Raw genomic sequence first — 822 nt, 5'->3', positions numbered from 1 at the left:
GAAGACCAGCCGCACCGTGCCGCTCCAGGAGGTGTCGGCCTGCAAAAGCGCGGCAGCGCCGAGCAACGCCGCAGTATGCCCGTCATGGCCGCAGGCGTGCATCACGCCGGGCTTGCGGCTGCGGTGCGGCAGGGTCTCGTCCGCCTCCTGGATGGGCAGGGCGTCCATGTCGGCGCGCAGSCCGAYGCTGCGGTTGCCGCCCACGACGCTCGCCTGCCTCCGCAAGGTGGCCACGACGCCATGGCCCCCGATGCCGCTCTCGATGTCGGTGACGCCCAGCGACCGCAACTTCTCCACCACGAAGTTGGYCGTCTCGCCCTCGTCGAGGGTCAGGCCCGGATTGGCGTGGAGATGCCGGCGCCAGCCGGTGAGGGTCGAGTGGAGGTCTGGATTCATGGAAAGGGAGCCTAGGCCGGAATCGCCCGATGGGGTATCCAAAGGAGCGTGATGATTTTTGATCCATGTCTTGCAGGGCGAAGGTTAATCTCGTTAGAGTTGGTTGTGTATCTATTCCAGTGCCACCTTATGGTTGTAATCTGCGRGCGACAGGGCAAATTTCATGAAATTCGCTGAGATTGGACAGCAGCTGCGGGCCTATCGCATGGAATCGGGCATGCGGGTGGAGGAAATCGCCGCGCGACTCGGCGTCTCGCGCGCCGCACTCTACCGTTACGAAAAGGGCGAGGTCATCAAGCTGGAGACCATCCGCCGCCTCGCGGAACTCCTCAAGGTCTCGCCCCTTTCCCTGCTCGGCATCGGCATCGAGTATTTCGCCCGCCCCGCCGCCTTCCAGGAACGGCTGCGCGGGCTCGAGGAGCAGGC

Annotated in this window: 2 protein-coding genes; one reads left to right on the top strand and one right to left on the bottom strand. The window is 64.7% G+C overall.

Features of this window, described 5'->3' with window-relative positions:
• The coding region (locus AC1DWF_RS33430; RefSeq protein WP_476842795.1) for a M20/M25/M40 family metallo-hydrolase at positions 1–396 on the bottom strand (396 nt) is incomplete at its 3' end.
• Between the two features lie 163 nt (positions 397–559).
• On the opposite strand from AC1DWF_RS33430, the gene AC1DWF_RS33425 reads away from it, so the two are divergent.
• A partial coding sequence (locus AC1DWF_RS33425) for a helix-turn-helix domain-containing protein (protein WP_476842794.1) occupies positions 560–822 on the top strand: 263 nt, incomplete at its 3' end.

It is taken from the genome of Aminobacter sp. P4_D5 (genome assembly GCF_056401815.1).
Note: the sequence above shows the minus strand (reverse complement) of the source record. Positions and strands in the feature narration are given on the sequence as shown.